This is a genomic window from Bradyrhizobium sp. AZCC 2262, from assembly GCF_036924535.1.
Classification (GTDB): Bacteria; Pseudomonadota; Alphaproteobacteria; order Rhizobiales; family Xanthobacteraceae; genus Bradyrhizobium.
Genome location: NZ_JAZHRT010000001.1, coordinates 4,100,287 through 4,117,996, shown reverse-complemented (window position 1 = coordinate 4,117,996; position 17,710 = coordinate 4,100,287). Strand labels below are relative to the sequence as shown.

Annotated in this window: 20 protein-coding genes; 17 read left to right on the top strand and 3 right to left on the bottom strand. The window is 62.8% G+C overall.

The window, feature by feature from the left end; translation table 11 throughout:
* Positions 1 to 130: 130 nt before the first annotated feature.
* Positions 131 to 721, bottom strand: coding sequence for an RDD family protein (locus tag V1283_RS19670; protein WP_334388091.1), 591 nt, complete (start codon positions 719 to 721; stop codon positions 131 to 133).
* A 239-nt stretch (positions 722 to 960) separates the two neighbouring features.
* Positions 961 to 2,022, bottom strand: coding sequence for a porphobilinogen synthase (gene hemB / locus V1283_RS19665; RefSeq protein ID WP_334388090.1), 1,062 nt, complete (start codon positions 2,020 to 2,022; stop codon positions 961 to 963).
* 204 nt (positions 2,023 to 2,226) lie between these two features.
* On the opposite strand from hemB, the gene V1283_RS19660 reads away from it, so the two are divergent.
* The 8 genes from V1283_RS19660 (at position 2,227) to V1283_RS19625 (ending at position 8,950) form a co-directional block, all read left to right on the top strand.
* Positions 2,227 to 2,697, top strand: a complete 471-nt coding sequence (locus V1283_RS19660) for a DUF6163 family protein (protein ID WP_334388089.1) — start codon at positions 2,227 to 2,229, stop codon at positions 2,695 to 2,697.
* A 577-nt stretch (positions 2,698 to 3,274) separates the two neighbouring features.
* Entirely contained in the window at positions 3,275 to 3,790 is a 516-nt protein-coding gene (ldtR, locus tag V1283_RS19655) for a transcriptional regulator LdtR (RefSeq protein WP_074276258.1), read from the top strand.
* A 325-nt stretch (positions 3,791 to 4,115) separates the two neighbouring features.
* Complete coding sequence (locus V1283_RS19650; protein ID WP_334388088.1) at positions 4,116 to 5,009, top strand: carbohydrate ABC transporter permease; 894 nt, start codon at positions 4,116 to 4,118, stop codon at positions 5,007 to 5,009.
* A gap of 13 nt (positions 5,010 to 5,022) precedes the next feature.
* On the top strand, positions 5,023 to 5,850 hold the full coding sequence (locus tag V1283_RS19645) for a carbohydrate ABC transporter permease (protein ID WP_334388087.1): 828 nt from the start codon (positions 5,023 to 5,025) through the stop codon (positions 5,848 to 5,850).
* Positions 5,851 to 5,895: 45 nt separating this feature from the next.
* Positions 5,896 to 7,182, top strand: coding sequence for an ABC transporter substrate-binding protein (locus V1283_RS19640; RefSeq protein ID WP_334388086.1), 1,287 nt, complete (start codon positions 5,896 to 5,898; stop codon positions 7,180 to 7,182).
* A gap of 78 nt (positions 7,183 to 7,260) precedes the next feature.
* Complete coding sequence (locus tag V1283_RS19635) at positions 7,261 to 8,358, top strand: ABC transporter ATP-binding protein (protein WP_334388085.1); 1,098 nt, start codon at positions 7,261 to 7,263, stop codon at positions 8,356 to 8,358.
* A gap of 109 nt (positions 8,359 to 8,467) precedes the next feature.
* Positions 8,468 to 8,692 (top strand): hypothetical protein, encoded by a 225-nt coding sequence (locus V1283_RS19630; RefSeq protein WP_334388084.1) that lies wholly within the window; start codon positions 8,468 to 8,470, stop codon positions 8,690 to 8,692.
* Positions 8,693 to 8,728: 36 nt separating this feature from the next.
* Complete coding sequence (locus tag V1283_RS19625; RefSeq protein WP_334388083.1) at positions 8,729 to 8,950, top strand: hypothetical protein; 222 nt, start codon at positions 8,729 to 8,731, stop codon at positions 8,948 to 8,950.
* Positions 8,951 to 9,201: 251 nt separating this feature from the next.
* Here V1283_RS19625 and V1283_RS19620 read toward each other — a convergent pair whose 3' ends face one another.
* Entirely contained in the window at positions 9,202 to 9,453 is a 252-nt protein-coding gene (locus V1283_RS19620; RefSeq protein ID WP_334388082.1) for a hypothetical protein, read from the bottom strand.
* Between the two features lie 1,032 nt (positions 9,454 to 10,485).
* Here V1283_RS19620 and V1283_RS19615 point away from each other — a divergent pair.
* The 9 genes from V1283_RS19615 (at position 10,486) to V1283_RS19575 (ending at position 17,568) form a co-directional block, all read left to right on the top strand.
* Positions 10,486 to 11,121 (top strand): glutathione S-transferase family protein, encoded by a 636-nt coding sequence (locus V1283_RS19615; RefSeq protein ID WP_334388081.1) that lies wholly within the window; start codon positions 10,486 to 10,488, stop codon positions 11,119 to 11,121.
* Positions 11,122 to 11,439: 318 nt separating this feature from the next.
* The gene (gene glyA / locus V1283_RS19610) at positions 11,440 to 12,750 is read left to right on the top strand and encodes a serine hydroxymethyltransferase (RefSeq protein WP_334388080.1); all 1,311 of its coding nucleotides are present in this window, start codon (positions 11,440 to 11,442) and stop codon (positions 12,748 to 12,750) included.
* Positions 12,751 to 12,762: 12 nt separating this feature from the next.
* Positions 12,763 to 13,245 carry a transcriptional regulator NrdR gene (nrdR, locus tag V1283_RS19605; RefSeq protein ID WP_108513565.1) on the top strand — a complete coding sequence of 161 codons (483 nt, stop codon included), beginning with the start codon at positions 12,763 to 12,765 and terminating at the stop codon, positions 13,243 to 13,245.
* Complete coding sequence (gene ribD / locus V1283_RS19600) at positions 13,242 to 14,393, top strand: bifunctional diaminohydroxyphosphoribosylaminopyrimidine deaminase/5-amino-6-(5-phosphoribosylamino)uracil reductase RibD (protein WP_334388079.1); 1,152 nt, start codon at positions 13,242 to 13,244, stop codon at positions 14,391 to 14,393. Before nrdR ends, ribD begins: the two co-directional genes overlap by 4 nt.
* A complete protein-coding gene (locus V1283_RS19595) occupies positions 14,393 to 15,001 on the top strand; it encodes a riboflavin synthase (RefSeq protein WP_334388078.1) in 609 nt (202 codons plus the stop codon). Before ribD ends, V1283_RS19595 begins: the two co-directional genes overlap by 1 nt.
* A gap of 171 nt (positions 15,002 to 15,172) precedes the next feature.
* On the top strand, positions 15,173 to 15,664 hold the full coding sequence (gene ribH, locus V1283_RS19590; protein ID WP_334388077.1) for a 6,7-dimethyl-8-ribityllumazine synthase: 492 nt from the start codon (positions 15,173 to 15,175) through the stop codon (positions 15,662 to 15,664).
* 2 nt (positions 15,665 to 15,666) lie between these two features.
* Positions 15,667 to 16,161 carry a transcription antitermination factor NusB gene (gene nusB / locus V1283_RS19585; RefSeq protein WP_334388076.1) on the top strand — a complete coding sequence of 165 codons (495 nt, stop codon included), beginning with the start codon at positions 15,667 to 15,669 and terminating at the stop codon, positions 16,159 to 16,161.
* Entirely contained in the window at positions 16,154 to 17,149 is a 996-nt protein-coding gene (gene thiL / locus V1283_RS19580; protein ID WP_334388074.1) for a thiamine-phosphate kinase, read from the top strand. Before nusB ends, thiL begins: the two co-directional genes overlap by 8 nt.
* 209 nt (positions 17,150 to 17,358) lie before the next feature.
* Positions 17,359 to 17,568 carry a cold-shock protein gene (locus V1283_RS19575; protein WP_028345703.1) on the top strand — a complete coding sequence of 70 codons (210 nt, stop codon included), beginning with the start codon at positions 17,359 to 17,361 and terminating at the stop codon, positions 17,566 to 17,568.
* Positions 17,569 to 17,710: the final 142 nt, after the last annotated feature.

The window sequence follows — 17,710 nt, the reverse complement described above, 5'->3', positions numbered from 1 at the left end:
ATAGCGCCTTAGCGTTAAGAAAACGCCTCAAAACGAAAAAGCGCCGGCCCGACCCGGATTCATTTCCGGGCCGGATCGGCTCTAACATCGCGCCCCGAGGGCCGACGGTCAATTACAGTTTGCTATTCGCTCAGTAGCTGCTGCGTGCCGAAGGCGCTACCTGGGTACGAACCGAGCTGTTGATGACCACGGTTCCCAGGATGATGTCGTGCAGCAGCCGGCGGCGGCCGTTGAACAGCCCGACCAGCAGCACCACCGGCGTCAGGAACGAGACCGAGACCCAGTACAGCACGGCGTGGCAGGCACCCAGCACGAAATAGCCCGGTGCGCCGTACCAGGTGCGCACCTCCAGATCCATCACGCGCATGCCCATGGTGGCCGAATGCGGGCCGCCGATTGAAGCGCCGTAATAGACGATCGCCCACACGATGGTAGCCGGCCACGCCAGCCAGAACAGTATCCAGCCGAGGCCGAGCGTGATCACGCCGAACACGGCAATGAAGATGTAGCCGAGGATGACAGGAACCGACAGCACGACGAGGTCGATCAGGAACGCAAACACCCGCCGTGTCAGCACGCCGCGAAACAGTTCCGGCTGCAAATGGGGATCGAACGCATGCGGCGGCACCCCGCCGTCGTTCCGCCAGGCGCCGCCAGCATTTGGAGGGCCGCCAGCACTTGAAGCGCCGCCGCCGGTATTGCCAGAGCCGCTATAAGACATGGTTCGTCCTCCAGGCCGAATTTCCCGATCTGTGAAATGGGAACCGCCCGCGCCGCCGCCAAGGGCCTGCGACCATTAACAGCGTGCAATATTCGGGGTGCGGTGGATCTCTCTGTCGTCCCTGCGAACGCAGGGACCCATACGCCGCGGCCCATCAATAGGGCGATGGAGCTAGTTGCCTTTGCTGCCATTCGCGGCTGTGGTTATGGGTCCCTGCGTTCGCAGGGACGACGAGAGAATTATCCCTCCGTCTTGATCTTCTCCGCCGCCTTCGGCGCAAAATATGTCAAAATCCCGTCCGCGCCGGCGCGCTTGAAGCCGAGCAGGCTTTCCATCATCGCACGGTCGCCGTCGATCCAGCCATTGTTGGCGGCGCCCGCGATCATCGCGTATTCGCCGGACACCTGGTACACGAACGTCGGCATCGAAAACGTGTCCTTCACGCGCCGCACGATATCGAGATAGGGCATGCCGGGCTTCACCATTACCATGTCGGCGCCCTCGGCGATGTCGAGTTCGACTTCGCGCAACGCCTCGTCGGAATTGGCGCTGTCCATCTGGTAGGTGCGCTTGTCGCCGGTCAGCGTCTTCGCGGAGCCGATGGCGTCGCGGAACGGGCCGTAGAAGGCGGAGGCGTATTTCGCCGCATACGACATGATCTGCACGTCGAGAAAACCTGCCTCGTCGAGCGCGTCACGGATCGCGCCGACGCGGCCGTCCATCATGTCGGAGGGCGCGATCACGTCGCAGCCGGCCTCGGCCTGCACCAGCGCCTGCCGCACCAGCACCGCCACCGTCTCGTCGTTGAGGATTTTGCCGCCCTCGATCAACCCGTCATGGCCGTGGCTGGTAAAGGGATCCAGTGCCACGTCGCAGAGCACGCCGAGATCGGGAAATTCCTTCTTGATCGCGCGCACGGACTGGCAGACCAGATTGTTCGGGTTGAGCGCCTCGGAACCGTTCTCATCGCGCAAGGACGGTTCGGTATAGGGGAACAGCGCGATGCAGGGGATGCTCAGCTTCATCGCGCGCTCGGCGTCGCGCACCGCCTGATCGACGGTGAGCCGGTCGACACCGGGCATCGAGGTGACAGGCGTGCGCGTATTGTTTCCGTCGACCACGAACATCGGCCAGATCAAATCATCCGTGGTCAGCACGTTTTCGCGCACCAGCCGCCGCGCCCATTCCGCCTTGCGGTTGCGGCGAGGGCGGATGGCCAGGTCCAGCGAGGTGGAGGCGAGCGCGGTCTGCCGCCGCGGCGCGTCACGCATTTCGATCGGACGGCCGAATTTGATCGCCATGTGATGGGTACTCCTGAAGGCGGCGGGGCCAGTTTTGATTTGTTCCAGTTCTAGCACCTTGAAGGTCGCCCGTCACCGCGCCTTGATCCATCTCATCGGCAATTGATTTTACCGTCCCGGCGGGCCAAGACATGGGTATGCGAACATTTGGGGCCATGAGAACATTCCAGCACGCGTTGAGCCCCGATTCCGAGGTCAGCTTCCATGTCTGACACTTCGGCGCGCGATCAGGGGCGGGACAAGGGCAGGGAAGCGATGTCGATGGCGGCGATGTCGTCGGAGCGGATCGAGCCCGACGACAATGTCTGGACGCGGCGGCTGGTGCTGTTCCTGCGCATCATGGCCGTTATCTCGATCCTGAAGGGCCTGTACCACTGGGCGCAGGTGACGGGTTTCATCGGCGGCGAGGAAGAGGCGTTCGAGAACCAGTCGATGGCCTGGCAGACCGCGACCGTCTATTTCGCCGTGATCGAACTCGTCGCCGCCGTGGGCCTGTGGCTCGCGACGCCCTGGGGCGCGGTGGTGTGGCTCACCACCGTGGTGTCGATGGCGGTGATCGAGCTGATGTTTCCGGGCATCTACGGCGGCAGCCTGACGGTGGTGGGGCTTGAGGCCGTGATGCTCGGCGCCTATCTCGCGCTCGCCTGGATGGCTGCGCGCGAACGCCCGCCGTAGGGTTTGTGCGTCGTCGATTATTGATGCTGGTCGAAGCGGCAGATCCGTCATCCTGAGGTGCTCGCGGCGCGCGAGCCTCGAAGGATGCACGGCCGGATCGAACAGCGGGGCTCGTCGCCCTTCGAGACGGCCGCTGCGCGGCCTCCTCAGGGTGACGGTGATAGAGCGGGGCCGCTTCAACGTGTCAGTTTGCCGCCATAATTCATCCGCGTGCAGAAACCACGTCGCGATCCCCTACAATTTTCAAAAATTTTCCCGGTAACGTTTCAGTCACCGTTAAGGGCCGTAAAGGGTTCCACCACACCTGTTACGCGAGCGTTTCGATTTCAGACGCACCTGTTTCCGAATGCGACAGGGCCTGCAGACGAAGCGTGAACATCGCGCGCTCACCGTCAATGAAATATTGCAAAAAGCCTTGATCCACGGGGCTTAATCGACAATTCACTCTGTTAAATTCATGATCTCTTTATTCTCTTATTTAAGCGGATCTTCAACCCGCCCCCTTAAGTTGAAGCTATCAGGCGGGACAAAAGTTTCGTCGAAATAAGTCGACAAAAACGACTACAGGGGAAGTGTCATGATCAAAGCCGTTGCAACGGCGGTGGAAACCGCTGAACGCTCTGCCGGTCAAGCTCCGGTGCAGCCGCTCTATCTGGAAGCGTTGACATTGGTGGAGCGTCTGCATCGCCGGCTGCTCGACGTCATCAAGGACGAATTCGATCGCCGCGGCCGCGCCGACATCAATTCGGTGCAGGCATTGCTGCTCTATAACATCGGCGACAAGGAGCTGACCGCGGGCGAACTGCGCACGCGCGGTTACTACCTCGGCTCCAACGTCTCCTATAACCTGAAGAAGCTCGTCGAACTCGGCTTCCTCGATCATCAGCGCTCCCGCGTCGATCGCCGCTCGGTCCGCATCCGCTTGACGGCGCAGGGCCAGGAAATCCGCAAGATCGTCGACGCGCTCTACCAGAAGCACGTCAAGACGGTGGAGCAGGTCGGCGGCATCTCCAACGAGGAGTTCGCGACGCTGAACAAGTCGCTGCACCGCCTCGAGCGGTTCTGGACCGACCAGATCCTGTACCGGCTCTGAGACGTTTCTTCCGCGTAATGGCCAAGCCGGCCACTCAAAAGACCGGCAGCCAAAAGCGGACGATGAACTGGCAAGGCAGTAAGCCCTGCTCAAGGCGCATCGGCCCGGTTTTCCGGATCCGGTGCGTTTTGTTTTTTGGCGTACCAAAGGTTGATGGTTTGCTGCTCTCGCACAATCCGATTGTGCTCTCCCACAATCCGATTGTGCTCCCGCACAATCCGCATTGACTAGGCTTCGACGCCCCGCCCATAATCGCTTGCAGGCTCCACGCACGTACCGGCCACAAGAGTCGTGACGGCTTGAGCTCCAGGTGGGGAAAACCGGCTTGTCGGCATCGCGGCGTCCCATGTTCGGCGAGCAACAGCGCTTTGTGCTGCTTCTGATCACGCCGGCTGCGCTGTTGATGCTGCTGTTTCAGGTCGTGCCGATCGTGATCGGCGCCAACGCCAGCTTTCGCGACTGGGCGCTCTACAATCCCAAAAAGACCTGGATCGGCTTCGATCACTATGTGGCCGTGATATCCGATCCGGCGTTCCTCTATGTGGTGCTGCCGAACACTTTTCTGTTCATGGTGCTCAGCGTCGCCGGCGCGCTGGTGGCGGGGCTTATGCTGGCGCTGTTGCTCAACCGCCCGTTTCGCGGACAAAAGCTGGTGCAGACGATCCTGCTGGTGCCGCTGATGGTGGCGCCTGTCATCGCCGCGATCATGATCCGCTGGATCTTCAACGACCAGTTCGGCATCGTGAATGTGGTGCTGGAGGCCATTGGCCTCGAGGGGCAGCCCTGGCTGGTGCAGCGCTGGAGCGCGTTCGGCATCATCCTGCTGACCGACATCTGGCTGTGGACGCCGTGGTTCACGTTGCTGCTGCTGGCAGGCCTGCAGAGCCTGCCGAAGGAGCCGTTCGAGGCCGCCGCCATCGACGGCACCACCACCTGGCGCGTGTTTCGTTTCCTGACGCTGCCGATGCTGCGTCCGGTGATCGTGGTCTGCGTGGTGATCCGCGCCATCGACGCCTTCCGCACCTTCGACATCGTGTGGACGCTGACCGGCGGCGGGCCCGGGCGCTCGACCGAACTGTTCAGCCTCTATGCCTATGTTCACGCCTTCCTTAACCTCGATCTCGGCCGCGGGTCGGCGGCGGCCATCATCGGCGGGTTGATCATCCTCGTGATCGGCGTGGTGCTCTATCGCCTCGTCGACCGCATCGCAAAGGCCTGATCCGATGCCGATGGTGAACCGTTCCGAATTCCTGCCGTGGCTGCCGCCGATCGGCCGCAAGACGCTGTTCGCGCTGGCACTTGCTTTCATCTGCTTTGCGTTCGCCTTTCCGGTGCTGTGGCTGATCCTGACCTCGCTGCGGCCGGAGTCCGGCGTCTATTACGTCCATCGCGGCACTGAATTCACGCTCGCCAGTTTCGCCGAGGTGCTGAGCGACGAGCGGATCGTCGCAGCCTTCCTCAACAGCGCGCTGATCTCGACGCTGGCGACCGTGTTCTCGCTGCTGGTGACGGTCTCGAGCGGCTACATGCTGTCGCGCTTCACCGGGCCGGCCTCGCGGCTCTGGTTCGGGACCATCTACGTATTTCGCTGCGTGCCCTATATTTCCTGGGTGCTGCCGCTGTATTTCGTGACGCAAAGCTGGGGCATCTACGACACCTATACCGGACTGCTGCTGCCGCATATCGCGGTGCATATCTGCTTCTTCTCATGGCTGATGAAGGGCTTTTTCGACGGCATCGACCCGTCGATGGAATACGCCGCGATGATCGACGGCTGCACGCGATGGGGAGCCTTCATCCGCGTCGCGGTGCCATCGGCGCTGCCGGCGATCTCCGCGCTCGCCGTGCTGTGCTGGCTGTTCACCTGGAACGAATTCCTGTTCGCGCTGATCCTGACCGGCAACCGCGTGCCGATGATTACGGTCGTGATGGCGCAGTTCGTCACGGAGATGGGGCTGCGTTGGAATCTGATGGCGGCGACCGCAGTCATGGCGCTGGTGCCGGCGTTCCTGATCGCGCTGTTCGGCCAGAAATACGTCATCAGGGGTTTAAGGATTTAGCTGAGGCAAGACAGGACACAACGACAAAAACGAGGAGGAGAGGCTATGCAGGGACTGGCGAGATGGTTCGTTGCGGCGACCGCGGCCCTAGTGGCTGCGACCGGCGGTGCCGCCGCACAGGTGAAGGAGCTGCGGATCGGCTACCAGCCGAGCCCGATCCAGGACGCCTCGATTGCGATGTTCGAGGCCTGGGGCGCCAAGAACGGCGTCAAGATCGTCAAGGTGCCGAATTCCTACGGCGTCTATGTCGAGAAAATGACGGCGTCGCTGACCTCGAACTCGGATCAGTACGACGTCATCTGGCACAATGACGACTGGGGGCAGACCTGGGCGCATCTGCTGGAGCCGACGGATGACGTCGCGGCCAACAAATTTGCCGACAAGTGGAGCATGGCGCCGGTGGTGTTCGCCAACGCGCAAGGCCAGAACACGGTCGTGCCGATGGGACAGACATTTAGCGTGTTCTTTTACCGCTCCGACCTCGTGAAGCCGGAGGAAGTGCCGAAGACGCTGGCAGAGCTCGTAACCACGAGCAAGAAGCTGCAGGCGGACGGCAAGGTCAAGTTCGGCTATGTCGGCGGCATGTCGATGAACAACAGCTGGTTCAGCTGGTTCTGGTCGATGTGGGGCAACAATTGCGACGTGCTGATGCCGCCCTATGAGCGCGACAATGCGAAGCTCGCCGCGGCCGGCTGGAAATCCAGCATGACCGATCCGTGCATGCAGCAGACCGTCGAATATTGGTGGGATGCGATCAACACCCACAAGATCGTGCCGCGTGGCATGCCGGCCTACGACCGCAACGAAGCCAACGCCATCTTCATGTCGGGCGATGCGGCCTTCACCGTCGCCGACTCGCTGTGGTGGGGCACGTTCAACGATCCGGCCAAGTCGAAAATATCAGGCAAGGTCGCCGCCACGCGCTTCCCGCTCGGTCCCAATCGCGCCAGGCCGTTCGCCTGGGACGATATCTGGGGCTGGGCAATCCCGAAGTCGATCGCGCCGGAGCGCAAGAAGCTCGCCAAGGAGATGCTGGAGGCCATGATGCTCGACAAGGAAGGCCAGAAGAAGCTGTTCAAGGCGACCGGCGCGCCGCCGCCCAACACCGAGTTCTGGGCGGAACTCGCGGCGGAAGATTCGTTCATGAAGCTGTTGAAGGAATCGGTGCTGGATTCGCCGGACAAGGTACGTGGCGCCTATTACTTCCCGCAATGGCCCGCCGTGCACAAGGCGTTCAACGACACGGTCACCAGGGCCGTCACCGGCAAGCGCGAGGACATCGCGAAGGTGCTGGCCGAGGGTGCGCCGCTGGTCAGCAAGGCCGCGCAATAGTCGATGAGCAAACATCCCGCCGCGGCACGTCGCGGCGGGATGTTTTGGGTCAACTTCAAGTTCAGGTGCGGCGGGTAAATGGCAGCGATCACACTCAGCAAGCTCAACAAGCACTATGGCTCGCTGTTCCACGCCGTGAAGGACGTCGATCTCGAGATTGCCGACAAGGAGTTCGTGGCGCTGGTCGGCCCGTCCGGCTGCGGCAAGTCGACCACGTTGCGCATGATCGCGGGGCTGGAGGACATCACCAGCGGCGATATCCGCATCGGCAATAAGGTTGTCAACCATCTGCCGCCACGCGACCGCGATGTCGCCATGGTGTTCCAGAACTACGCGCTCTACCAGCATATGAGCGTCTACGACAATCTGGCCTTCGGCCTGCGTAACAAGAAGACGGCGGAAGCGGAGATCAAGGCGGCGATCGACCGCGCCGCCGGCATGCTCGGGCTGCATGATTTGCTCCAGCGCAAGCCAAAGCAGCTCTCGGGCGGCCAGCAGCAGCGCGTCGCGCTCGGCCGCTGCATCGTACGCAATCCGCAGGTGTTCCTGTTCGACGAGCCGCTGTCGAACCTGGATGCCAAGCTGCGCGCCCAGATGCGCATCGAGATCAAGCGTCTGCATGCGGAGATTCCGACCACGTCGGTGTTCGTGACCCACGACCAGGTCGAGGCCATGACGCTCGGCGATCGCGTCGTGATCATGCGCGACGGCAGGGTGCAGCAGATCGGCTCGCCGCTGCAGGTGTACGGCAAGCCCGCCAACAAGTTCGTCGCGGGTTTCATCGGCGCGCCCGCGATGAATTTTATCGATGTCACCGTACGCAGCGAAGCGGGCACCATGTCAGTCGAGAGCGAAGGTCTTCGGTTGACGGTCGGGCCAGCGGCCGCGCCTGCGCTCGCGGCCCATCACGGCCGGCGGGTGATCCTGGGCATGCGGCCGGAGCACCTCGTGCTCGGCGATGGTGCGCCGGGCCTTGGTTTTGATGCCCGCGTCGAGGTCGTCGAGCAGCTCGGCTCCGAGATACTGCTGGAGACGAGGGTGGGGGGCGCCAGCGTCACCGCCGCCCGTGTGCCCGCCGAAACCGTCATCGCGCGCGGCGATCAGGTCCGCCTGTCGGCGCAGGCTGGCCGTCTGCATTTCTTCGATCCCGAGACCGAGTTGCCGATTTCGGGGTGAAATCACGCCGAAACGCACTGTTTCTGCTGCCAAAAAAGTGAGGTTCCAAAAAAGATGGAACCAACCCGGGCCGCGCGCATTGTCACCCCTGTCACGGAACAGGTGAGGCATGCTGGTCGAGCGCGGAATTCAAATCATGAACTTCGAGGTGGTGGGCGATGCCTACGCCATCGCGTCGAACTATCTGCGCAGGACCGGCGCCATTGCCGATAGCATCGTCACCGACGATCGGCTGCTCGAAATCATCGTGAAGATGTTTCAGCACGGCGAATTGAACAAGCTCCGGCTAGCCAACAAGGCGATTGCCGAATTCGAAGCGCACACACCGGCCTGACCGCATCACCCGCATCACGCAACTCAGGAGAATTCCATGGAAGCCGCGATCGACCGCATCATGCAGACCTATGACCTGCTTGTGAACCGCACCGCCGCGGCCAACGACGAGGCGCGCGCCAAGGTGACCGAATATCTCGCCACCCTCGTGGAGGCGGGCGAGAAGGATCCGCACCGGCTGACCGTGTGCGGGTTGACTTACTTGCGCCAACTCGACGGCAGCAACGATCCGGTGAAGGCGGGCTATACGGGGCTGTAAGCAAACGGTCGTCGCGGCATGCGTCGGCATACGAGGGCGATGTGTGAGGCGGCCAATTCGGCGAAAAGCCGCATCTATTTTTGGTGGCGCGGGGCTTGCCCAGAAGCGAACAGTTTTGCGGCGACGTTGAATGCCCACGACATTAGGATTCTGAGATACGATGTCGATGCGGGCAGTAGGATCCTATTGCACGGATTGGATGATTTGTTGGCGTAAAAAATGGATGCCGACGCCGAGCGCGCTACCCCTCGTTAGTGCGCTTCTGCCCTTGCATCCTTGTTGCGATATCGGTTCCAGTTGGCGATCACCGCCTCATATCTGAGCGCCTTCGCTGCAGTCTGGATGGGCGCGCCTTCGCCTTGCGTCCCATGGGTCTTCATATCTGGAAAGACAATAAAGAATCCGAGCAGGCCGACGACCATCATCCCGTAAATCAGGAAGGCCGTTGTCAGCCATCGCCTCGATTTAGCCCGGTGTTCGCTATGTGAGCGTGAATCAGACATTTGCGAAATCCATCCATCCGCCCCAGGCGTTTATGGACCCACCCGAAGCATTGCACTGTGAACTGGATCACGTGCAGCAAATTTCAACGATGCCGTGCCACGCTGTCGGCGTACGCTATGGGGTTGCTTCGTCACGGGAAACCTCCGTCCCCATGACTGTACGTCAAGGGAACAGCGGCATGGTTCAACGTCGGACCACTTAAATGAAGGGTAGAAGGGGCGCCGGAGATTGGCCGGCTACCTCGACAGGCGCTGGCGCGCTTTGATGCGGGTAAGCATGCCACATTATGCGGCAGGCAGGACACGCTCGGGAGGCGCTCATCCCGAGACCGCAAAAGCTGATGGGGCGGCAAGAGATATCGAATGCGTTAGCCGACAGGCAAATCAGCCAGATGTTGTGTCCAGCCGCGCTCGCAAAAATATTCCGCTTTCGTTCTCACCCAAATCAGTCCCATAACTCCGCCCGTCTCGCGGCAGATGAGGGGCGTTGGCCATCGTCACGAACGCGCGGTGAGATGCGATGGACGTGAATGGCGCGAGACGTACGTGCCTGAAGCGTACGGTGAAGTCGTGTGGTTCGGGCGCCGCGGTGCTGGCGTTAAGTTGGCGGGATCTGTCTCGCTGGCGACGGAGGCAAAAGAGCCGTTCTCCGGGAAGAGCACGAAGTAAGCCGTAAAGCCATTGCGCAGGGAAGGCCGGAATGCTCCCGCTGCCCTGTATGCTCGTGTGCACTTTGTTTAGCGCAAATCGCACGCGAGACCGCGGGTGCAGCAAGCACCCGGTCTTCCCTGCGCCCTCTATTTCGAAGAGGGCCAACGAAAGATGCAAACCTCGGGCGATCAGCGCCGCGAGATCGCGAAATCGTGTCAGGAGCCGTAGCCCGGATGAGCGCAGCGACATCCGGGGACCACCTAACACCGCCCCGGATATCGCTTCGCTCATCCGGGCTACAAGCGAGAAGATGGATTGCTTCGCTTCGCTCGCAATGACAGGTTTGGCTTCGGCCGATCAACAAAATCAGAGGAAAGCGCCATGCTCACCCTTCATCACCTCAACGACTCCCGCTCGCAGCGAGTTTTGTGGCTGCTGGAGGAACTGGGGCTTCCCTATGAGATCAAGCACTATCAGCGCAACGCCGAGACCCGGCTGGCGCCGCCGGAGCTTGCAAAGATTCATCCGCTCGGCAAATCGCCTGTCATCACCGACGGCGACACGACGATCGCCGAATCCGGCGCCATCGTCGACTACATCATCCGCCGCTACGGCCAGGGAAAAGACAAGCCCGCGATGATGCCGGCGCTGGGAAGCGCCGATTACGAAGCCTATAACGAGTGGATGCATTACTCCGAGGGCTCGGCGATGCTGCCGCTATTGCTCAACCTCTATGTCGGACGGCTGAAGGAAGCGGGCGCGCCGCTGCATCCGCGGATCGACAGCGAGTTGGCCAACCATCTCGGCTATGTCGACGGCGCGCTGAAGGGGCGGGAGTTCTTTATCGGCCCGTCGCTGACCGGCGCCGACATCCAGATGAGCTTTGTCGGCGAGATGGCAAAAGTGTTCGGGAAGCTGGAGCCGTACCCAAACCTGGCGGCCTGGCTGGGACGGATGCACGCCCGGCCGGCGTTCCAGCGGTCGATCGAGAAGGGCGGGGCGTACCGGTTTGCGTGAGGGGGGCTGTCATTCCGGGGCGCGGAGCGAACCCGGAATCTCGAGATTCTCAGGTGCGCAATTGCGCACCATAGTTCGATGCTTCGCATCGCCCCGGAATGACGGTGGAGGCAGGAGCCGGGCTCCCGGCTTCAGGCCGCGGCAACGAACGGGCCACCCCTTCCTCCCCACCATATCTTGCATAAATATCAGCCCTGTACCGCAAGTGCTTGGCCAATTCCGGCCGATGTGGTATCTCGCAGGCACTTCTTTCGACCGCCACACAGAAACCGCCCGCCTTGCCCCTAAGGGCCTGCGGCGGTGGAGATATTTCGTCCAATGACCTCATCGTCCTCGAGCTCCAAGACCGCCTCCGCGCCCGACTCGTTCTTCACGGCCACGCTCGCCGAGGCCGACCCGGAAATCGCTGCCGCGATCAAGGGCGAACTCGGCCGCCAGCGGCATGAGATCGAGCTGATTGCCTCGGAAAACATCGTCAGCCGGGCCGTGCTGGAAGCGCAGGGTTCGGTGATGACGAACAAGTACGCGGAAGGGTATCCGGGTGCGCGTTACTACGGCGGCTGCGAGTGGGTCGACGTTGCCGAGACGCTGGCGATCGAGCGCGCCAAAAAGCTGTTCGGCGCGCAGTTCGCCAACGTGCAGCCGAACTCCGGCAGCCAGATGAACCAGGCGACGTTTCTGGCGCTGCTGCAGCCCGGCGACACTTTTATGGGCCTCGACCTCGCCGCCGGCGGCCATCTCACCCACGGCTCACCGGTCAACATGTCCGGCAAGTGGTTCAAGGCTTCGCACTACACCGTGCGGCGGGAGGACCAGATCATCGACATGGACGAGGTTGCCAAGCAGGCCGAGCAGGTGAAGCCGAAGCTGATCATCGCCGGTGGTTCGGCCTATTCGCGTGCCTGGGACTTCAAGCGCTTCCGCGAGATCGCCGATTCTGTCGGCGCCTATCTGCTGGTCGACATGGCGCATTTCGCCGGCCTCGTCGCGGGCGGCGTCCATGCCTCGCCGGTGCCGCATGCCCACGTCACCACCACCACCACGCATAAGTCGCTGCGCGGCCCGCGCGGCGGCCTGATCCTCTGCAACGACGAGGCGATCGCCAAGAAGCTGAATTCGGCGATCTTCCCGGGCCTGCAGGGCGGCCCGCTGATGCATGTGATCGCCGCCAAGGCGGTGGCGTTTGCCGAAGCGCTGCGGCCCGACTTCAAGGTCTATGCGAAAAACGTGGTCGAAAACGCCAAGGCGCTGGCGGAAACGCTGCGCGGTCACGGCCTCGACATCGTCTCCGGCGGCACCGACAACCATCTGATGCTGGTCGATCTGCGGCCCAAGGGCCTGAAGGGCAACGTGTCGGAAAAGGCGCTGGTGCGCGCCGCGATCACCTGCAACAAGAACGGCATTCCCTTCGATCCCGAAAAGCCGTTCGTCACCTCAGGCCTGCGTCTCGGCACGCCGGCGGCGACCACGCGCGGCTTCGGCGTTGCCGAATTCCAGCAGGTCGGCGGCATGATCGCCGAAGTGCTCAACGCGCTGGCGCAGTCGGAGGACGGCAAGGCGCCGCTGGTGGAAGCCGCCATCAAGGAGCGCGTCAAGGCGCTCACCGACCGCTTCCCGATCTATCAGTAAAGGCTTCATTGGATGCGTTGTCCCAGCTGCAACAGTCTCGATACGCAGGTGAAGGACTCGCGTCCGACCGAGGATTCGGCCGTGATCCGGCGGCGGCGGGTGTGCATCGCCTGCAATTTCCGCTTCACGACCTTCGAACGGGTGCAGTTGCGCGAACTCACCGTGATCAAGCGCAACGGCCGCCGGGTGCCGTTCGACCGCGACAAGCTGGTCCGCTCGCTGCAGATCAGTTTACGCAAGCGGCCGGTCGATCCTGAAAGGGTCGAGAAGATGGTCTCGGCCATCGTGCGCGAGCTCGAAAGCGGCGGCGAGGCGGAGGTTTCCTCGGAGGCGATCGGCGAGATCGTGATGGAGCATCTGCGCCAGCTCGACGACGTCGCCTACGTGCGCTTTGCCTCCGTCTACCGCAATTTCCGTGAGGCCAAGGATTTTGAGGCCGTGCTCGGCGAACTCTCCGCGGAAGACGACGCACGGGTCGCCACGTTACGCAAATGATCTTCCGCATTCTGGAAGACCAGTACGCGCAGAAATCCAAAGAGGCCAAAGCCGCGGACCAGCGCTTCATGCAGCTTGCGCTGGCGCTCGGCCGGCGCGGACTGGGCCGCACCTGGCCAAACCCGGCCGTCGGCGCGGTCGTCGTCAAGGACGGCATCATCGTCGGTCGTGGCTGGACACAACCGGGCGGCCGGCCGCATGCCGAGCCCGAGGCGTTGAGACGGGCCGGCGAGGCCGCGCGGGGCGCTACGCTCTATGTGACGCTCGAGCCCTGTTCGCATTTCGGCAAATCGCCGCCTTGCGTCGATGCGGTGATAGCCTCCGGCATTGCGCGCGTGGTGTCGGCCATCGAAGACCCCAATCCGGAAGTGGCCGGGCAGGGGCATGCCAAGCTTCGCGCGGCCGGGATCACAGTCGATGTTGGCCTTGGCGCGGCGGAAGCCGCCTACGATCACGCCGGGCACTTCCGTCGCATTCGCGACAGGCGCCCCCATGTGATCCTGAAGGTCGCCGTCTCCGCCGACGACAAGATCGGCGCCGCCGGCCACAAGCCGGTCGCGATCACGGGCGAGGCGGCAAAGACACGCGTGCACCTGTTGCGCGCGCAATGCGACGCCATCCTGGTCGGGATTGGCACGGTGCTGGCGGACGATCCCGTTCTGACCTGCCGCCTGCCGGGGATGGACTCGCGGTCGCCGGTGCGGGTGGTGCTGGATCGCGCGCTGCGGCTACCCGGCACCAGCAAGCTGCTCCAATCAGCGCGCCAGACGCCGCTCTGGGTCATGACGTCGGACTTCGCCGAAGCTCCGGCGGCCATGAAACTCGGCGCGGCCGGCGCGCAGGTGATGCGCGTTGCGGCGACCGCACAGCCGCCCGGGCTGGATCTGCTGGCGGTACTGCATGCGCTGTCCGGCAAGGGCATTACGAGGCTGATGGTGGAAGGCGGCTCGCGGGTGGCGTCGTCCTTCGTTGCCGCGGGCCTTGTCGATGAAATCTGGCTGCTGCGAGGGCCTGAGGCCATCGGCACGGACGGCATTCCCGCGCTGGACGCATTGCCGCTGTCGGCTCTCACCGGGTCGCCTGCCTTCAAGACACGTGCTAGCGAAAGCCCCGGCAAAGACACTCTTACGATTTACGAGCGCGCCTAATGTTTACTGGAATTGTCACCGACATCGGCGAGATCGCGAGCCTCACGCCAACGGCGCAGGGCCAATTGCACCGCATGCGGATCGCCTGCCGTTACGACCAGACGACGATTGCCGACGGCGCATCGATCGCCTGCAACGGCGTCTGCCTGACCGTGGTCGCTTCCGGCGTCGAGGGCGGCAAGACCTGGTTCGACGTCGACGCCGCCGCCGAAACACTCGGGATGACGACCGCAAAGCATTGGGCCAAAGGCACCAAACTCAACCTCGAGCGCGCGCTGAAGATCGGCGACGAACTCGGCGGCCATATTGTCGCGGGGCATGCTGACGGCATTGCGACCATCGTCAAGCGTGACGATCTGCCCGACATGGCGCGGTTCGAGCTGCGCACTACCCGGGAGTTGGCGCGTTTCATCGCTGCCAAGGGCTCGGTGACGCTGGACGGCGTGTCGTTGACGGTGAATACGGTCGAGGATGTCGTGTTTTCAGTGCTGATTATCCCGCACACGCTCAGCGTCACCACGCTCAGCGGCTGGCGTGCCGGCAGCGAGGTCAATATCGAGGTCGATCTGATGGCCCGTTATGCGGCCCGGCTGTCGGAAATGAAGTGACCGCGCAGCCGTCATTCCGGGGCGATGCGTAAGCATCGAACCCGGAATCTCGAGATTCCGGGTCTGGTCCTTCGGACCATCCCGGAATGACGATGTATCGAGTTCGTGCTTGGCTTAGTCACCGGCGGCGACTACATAGCCCACCAGTACCTGAGTGAAACGGATTGAAAGATGGCAGACGCACGGCGCGCCCCTCTGAAAGATCAGACCGACATCACAGGCGCACGCGCGCTGATCGTCGAGGCGCGGTTCTATGACGACATCCAGGACGCGTTGATGGAAGGCGCGGTCGCCGAACTGAAGGCCGCCGGCGTGACGCATGACGTCATCACGGTGCCCGGCGCGCTGGAGATTCCGGCGGCGATTGCGATCGCGCTCGATGCTGCCGAGAAAAACGGCAAGCCTTACGATGCGGCAATCGCGCTCGGCTGCGTGGTGCGCGGCGACACCATCCATTTTGAAATCGTCTCGATCGAATCCTCGCGTGCGCTGATGGATCTGGCGGTGGCGCGGAAGATTCCGCTCGGCAACGGCATCATCACGGTCAATACCGACGCGCAGGCCTGGGCGCGGGCGCGGGCCAGCGAGTTGAACAAGGGCGGCGACGCCGCGCGCGCGGCGCTGGCGATGCTGCGGATCAAGCGCCGGCTGACAAAGGCCTGACGATGGCAGACAGCAAGAAGCCAGCGAAAAGTCCCGACAAGAAAGCCAACCGCCGTGGCGCGGCTCGGCTCGCCGCCGTGCAGGCGCTTTACCAAATGGACATCGCCGGCGCCGGGATCAACGACATCTTCGCCGAGTTCGAAAGCCACTGGCTCGGTAACGAGGTTGAAGGCGACAAATATCTGCCGGCGGAGGCCGCGTTCTTCAAGGACGTGGTATCCGGCGTGGTCCGCGACCAGGCCAAGCTCGATCCCTTGATCGACGATGCGCTCCAGAAGGGCTGGCCGCTTCAGCGGATCGACGCGATTTTGCGCGCGGTGCTGCGCGCGGGCTCCTACGAACTGGAGCATCGCAAGGATGTCCCGGGCCGGGTGGTCGTGTCCGAATATGTCGACGTTGCGCATGCCTTCGTCGAAAAGGACGAGACGGGCATGGTCAACGCCGTGCTCGATCAGATCGCGCGCCAGTTCCGCGCCGACGAGTTCGCGCGTGGCTAGCGGAAAACCCGCGTCCGGCGAGGACTCGCTGATCGCGCGATACTTTCGGCCGCTTGCGACCCACCCGGGCGCCTTTCGTCTCGACGATGACGCCGCGGCGTTGCAGCCTGATGGCAACGACATCGTGGTGACGACGGACGCCATCGTCGAGGGCGTGCATTTCCTGCCCGACGATCCCCCCGATACGGTCGCGCGCAAGGCGCTGCGGGTAAACCTCAGCGATCTCGCGGCGAAAGGGGCCACGCCGGCCGGCTTCGTGCTGACGCTGGCGCTGCGGCATGCCGACGAAGCCTGGCTAAAGCCGTTCGCGGCGGCGCTGGGCGAGGATGCCGCGCTGTTCAATTGCCCGCTGCTGGGCGGGGACACTGTGTCGACGCCCGGACCGCTGATGGTTTCGGTCACCGCGTTCGGCCGTGTGCCGCCGGGCAAGATGATCCATCGCAGCGGGGCAAAGCCCGGCGAGCGCGTGATGGTGACGGGCACGATCGGCGACGCCGCGCTGGGGCTTGCCGTTCTCAAGGGCGGCAAGGTCCACGCCGCGGCAACCGATGTCGCTGCGCGCGACGCGCTGATCGGGCGTTATCGCGTTCCGCAGCCGCGCGTGGCCATGGCGGAAATCGTTCGCGACTATGCCAGCGCTTCGATGGATGTGTCCGATGGCCTTGCCGGCGATCTCGCCAAGCTGTGCGGCGTGTCCGGCGTATCGGCGGTGATCGACTTGCCGTCGATCCCGTTGTCGAGCGCCGCGCGCGATCTGGTGTTGCGGGGAATTGTCGGGCTGGAAGCGCTGATCACTGGTGGCGACGATTACGAGATCCTGTGCACGATCGCTGAGGACCGCGTCGAAGCCTTCTCGCAGGCCGCGGAGCGCGCCGGCGTCGCCGTGAGTTCCATCGGAACGGTGGTCGCTGGAAGTGCGTTTCCGAAGTTCATCGACGGGCAGGGCAGGGAAATCGCGCTGGAACGGCGCTCTTACAGCCATTTTTGAAGGCTTGGGCGTTAACGCCTTCGGTTTTATTTGCCGCCAGCCATTGCTATTTCGCGGAAAACCTATAGGTGTAACGCCATTCGATTACCGTCGTGCCTTTTCGAACGCGCCCCTTAAGGGGCTTCTTCCAGAGACATCGTCGAGAACGGATTTGAATCCGTGCGATCGCCGCGCGGAATTAAAAGCCTATGTGCTTTGGAGAAGAGAAAATGGCTACGGGAACAGTGAAGTGGTTCAACGGTCAAAAGGGTTTCGGTTTCATTGAGCCGAGCGATGGCAGCAAGGATGTGTTCGTGCATATCTCGGCCGTCGAGCGCGCCGGCCTCGGCGGTTTGGCCGAAGGTCAGAAGGTTCAGTTCGAACTCAAGACCGACAAGATGCGGGGCAAGGTGAGCGCGGAAAACCTGTCGCTCGTCTAAGGCCTCGAAACGGTCGTTTCACGGATGTACTGGAATGGCTAGTGAGCCCGCTCGATCCTGATGGGATTGGGCGGGTTCATGTATTTTGGGCCGAGCCCCAACCTCATAACCAGCGCCCGCCGCCCGCGCGGGCGACGATTTG

Excerpts from the sequence above, each read along its gene's own strand:
- ribH (WP_334388077.1), top strand. The coding sequence starts at position 15,173 with ATGGCAGACGCACGGCGCGCCCCTCTGAAAGATCAGACCGACATCACA.
- V1283_RS19670 (WP_334388091.1), bottom strand. The coding sequence starts at position 721 with ATGTCTTATAGCGGCTCTGGCAATACCGGCGGCGGCGCTTCAAGTGCT.
- V1283_RS19640 (WP_334388086.1), top strand. The coding sequence starts at position 5,896 with ATGCAGGGACTGGCGAGATGGTTCGTTGCGGCGACCGCGGCCCTAGTG.
- V1283_RS19625 (WP_334388083.1), top strand. The coding sequence starts at position 8,729 with ATGGAAGCCGCGATCGACCGCATCATGCAGACCTATGACCTGCTTGTG.
- V1283_RS19635 (WP_334388085.1), top strand. The coding sequence starts at position 7,261 with ATGGCAGCGATCACACTCAGCAAGCTCAACAAGCACTATGGCTCGCTG.
- nrdR (WP_108513565.1), top strand. The coding sequence starts at position 12,763 with ATGCGTTGTCCCAGCTGCAACAGTCTCGATACGCAGGTGAAGGACTCG.
- glyA (WP_334388080.1), top strand. The coding sequence starts at position 11,440 with ATGACCTCATCGTCCTCGAGCTCCAAGACCGCCTCCGCGCCCGACTCG.
- V1283_RS19615 (WP_334388081.1), top strand. The coding sequence starts at position 10,486 with ATGCTCACCCTTCATCACCTCAACGACTCCCGCTCGCAGCGAGTTTTG.
- V1283_RS19660 (WP_334388089.1), top strand. The coding sequence starts at position 2,227 with ATGTCTGACACTTCGGCGCGCGATCAGGGGCGGGACAAGGGCAGGGAA.
- hemB (WP_334388090.1), bottom strand. The coding sequence starts at position 2,022 with ATGGCGATCAAATTCGGCCGTCCGATCGAAATGCGTGACGCGCCGCGG.
- V1283_RS19620 (WP_334388082.1), bottom strand. The coding sequence starts at position 9,453 with ATGTCTGATTCACGCTCACATAGCGAACACCGGGCTAAATCGAGGCGA.
- nusB (WP_334388076.1), top strand. The coding sequence starts at position 15,667 with ATGGCAGACAGCAAGAAGCCAGCGAAAAGTCCCGACAAGAAAGCCAAC.
- V1283_RS19575 (WP_028345703.1), top strand. The coding sequence starts at position 17,359 with ATGGCTACGGGAACAGTGAAGTGGTTCAACGGTCAAAAGGGTTTCGGT.
- ldtR (WP_074276258.1), top strand. The coding sequence starts at position 3,275 with ATGATCAAAGCCGTTGCAACGGCGGTGGAAACCGCTGAACGCTCTGCC.
- V1283_RS19595 (WP_334388078.1), top strand. The coding sequence starts at position 14,393 with ATGTTTACTGGAATTGTCACCGACATCGGCGAGATCGCGAGCCTCACG.
- V1283_RS19630 (WP_334388084.1), top strand. The coding sequence starts at position 8,468 with ATGCTGGTCGAGCGCGGAATTCAAATCATGAACTTCGAGGTGGTGGGC.
- ribD (WP_334388079.1), top strand. The coding sequence starts at position 13,242 with ATGATCTTCCGCATTCTGGAAGACCAGTACGCGCAGAAATCCAAAGAG.